Genomic DNA, 2,500 nt, shown 5'->3' on the forward strand with positions numbered 1-2,500 from the left:
CGTCGTTGGACCCGAGGGCCTTTCGTCGTTGCGAGCCGCCTATTATGGCAGGCTTTTCAGCTTTGTCAACAACTTGTGAGAGGAACTTGAAGCTCTTCGCGAAGTTGTTGCCGTAAGTCCAGGTCGAAACCTGAGGCTTGCAAAAAAAGGAAAACCCCGCTGCATGAGCAGCGGGGTTTTCGGGGTATAAACCCTGGCGATGACCTACTCTCGCATGGCTTAGGCCACACTACCATCGGCGCAGCTACGTTTCACTTCCGAGTTCGGGATGGGATCGGGTGGTTCCATAGCGCTAATTTCACCAGGGAGGCGGTTGGAGTGTCGCTTGGACGCCGTGTCTTTGCAGGGGGCGGGCATGGTGATGCCAGCGTTGCAAAGAGACGCGCCTGAGCGCCTGCCTCTCGTTTGGTCTTGTGACGTAGCGTGCACTTGGATCTATCGACATGTCATGTCGGCCAAGGCAACTTGAGGTTATATGGTCAAGCCTCTCGGATCATTAGTATCAGTTAGCTCAATACATTGCTGTACTTACACACCTGACCTATCAACCACGTAGTCTACATGGTTCCTTCAGGGGGCTTGTGCCCCGGGAGATCTCATCTTGAGGCGCGCTTCCCGCTTAGATGCTTTCAGCGGTTATCGCTTCCGAACATAGCTACCCGGCAATGCCACTGGCGTGACAACCGGAACACCAGAGGTTCGTCCACTCCGGTCCTCTCGTACTAGGAGCAGCCCCTCTCAAATCTCCAACGCCCATGGCAGATAGGGACCGAACTGTCTCACGACGTTCTGAACCCAGCTCGCGTACCACTTTAAATGGCGAACAGCCATACCCTTGGGACCGACTACAGCCCCAGGATGTGATGAGCCGACATCGAGGTGCCAAACACCGCCGTCGATATGAACTCTTGGGCGGTATCAGCCTGTTATCCCCGGAGTACCTTTTATCCGTTGAGCGATGGCCCTTCCATACAGAACCACCGGATCACTAAGTCCTAGTTTCCTACCTGCTTGATCCGTCGATCTTGCAGTCAAGCACGCTTATGCCTTTGCACACAGTGCGCGATGTCCGACCGCGCTGAGCGTACCTTCGAGCTCCTCCGTTACTCTTTAGGAGGAGACCGCCCCAGTCAAACTACCCACCATACACGGTCCCCGATCCAGATAATGGACCCAGGTTAGAACGTCAAGCACGACAGGGTGGTATTTCAAGGATGGCTCCGCCACAGCTAGCGCCATGGTTTCATAGCCTCCCACCTATCCTACACAGACGAACTCAACGTTCAGTGTAAAGCTATAGTAAAGGTTCACGGGGTCTTTCCGTCTTGCCACGGGAACGCTGCATCTTCACAGCGATTTCAATTTCACTGAGTCTCGGGTGGAGACAGCGCCGCTGTCGTTACGCCATTCGTGCAGGTCGGAACTTACCCGACAAGGAATTTCGCTACCTTAGGACCGTTATAGTTACGGCCGCCGTTTACTGGGGCTTCGATCAAGAGCTTCGCCTTGCGGCTGACCCCATCAATTAACCTTCCAGCACCGGGCAGGCGTCACACCCTATACGTCCACTTTCGTGTTTGCAGAGTGCTGTGTTTTTGATAAACAGTCGCAGCGGCCTGGTTACTGCGACCCTCTTCAGCTATAGCTCGCACGAGCCACCAAAAAGGGTGCACCTTCTCCCGAAGTTACGGTGCCATGTTGCCTAGTTCCTTCACCCGAGTTCTCTCAAGCGCCTGAGAATTCTCATCCTACCCACCTGTGTCGGTTTACGGTACGGTCTGCGTAAGCTGAAGCTTAGGAGCTTTTCCTGGAAGCGTGGTATCAGCAACTTCGCCATAAAGGCTCGTCTCGGTGCTCGGTCTTGAAGGATCCCGGATTTGCCAAAGATCCAAACCTACCGCCTTTCCCCGGGACAACCAACGCCCGGTATGCCTAACCTTCTCCGTCCCTCCATCGCACTTACGCGAGGTGCAGGAATATTAACCTGCTTCCCATCGACTACGACTTTCGTCCTCGCCTTAGGGGCCGACTCACCCTGCGCCGATTAACGTTGCGCAAGGAAACCTTGGGCTTTCGGCGTGCGGGTTTTTCACCCGCATTATCGTTACTCATGTCAGCATTCGCACTTCCGATACCTCCAGCAGACTTCTCAATCCACCTTCAACGGCTTACGGAACGCTCCTCTACCGCGTACATATAAATATGCACACCCCAAGCTTCGGTTCTGTGCTTAGCCCCGTTAAATCTTCCCCGCAGACCGACTCGACCAGTGAGCTATTACGCTTTCTTTAAAGGGTGGCTGCTTCTAAGCCAACCTCCTGGCTGTCTGTGCCTTTCCACATGGTTTTCCACTTAGCACAAAATTTGGGACCTTAGCTGTGGGTCTGGGTTGTTTCCCTTTTCACGACGGACGTTAGCACCCGCCGTGTGTCTCCCATACAGTCCGTCTCGGTATTCGGAGTTTGCAATGGTTTGGTAAGTCGCGATGACCCCCTAGCCA

2 rRNA genes (1 of these 2 only partly in view) are annotated in these 2,500 nt (G+C 54.2%); both read right to left on the minus strand.

The window, feature by feature from the left end:
• Window positions 1-191 precede the first annotated feature (191 nt).
• A 5S ribosomal RNA gene (rrf, locus tag QP457_RS21270) occupies window positions 192-306 on the minus strand.
• Between the two features lie 169 nt (window positions 307-475).
• Window positions 476-2,500 (minus strand): 23S ribosomal RNA (locus QP457_RS21275) (it continues 856 nt past the right edge of the window).

Origin of the sequence: Stenotrophomonas sp. As-7, assembly GCF_030291015.1 — a bacterium.
GTDB classification, from domain to species: Bacteria; Pseudomonadota; Gammaproteobacteria; order Xanthomonadales; family Xanthomonadaceae; genus Stenotrophomonas; species Stenotrophomonas lactitubi.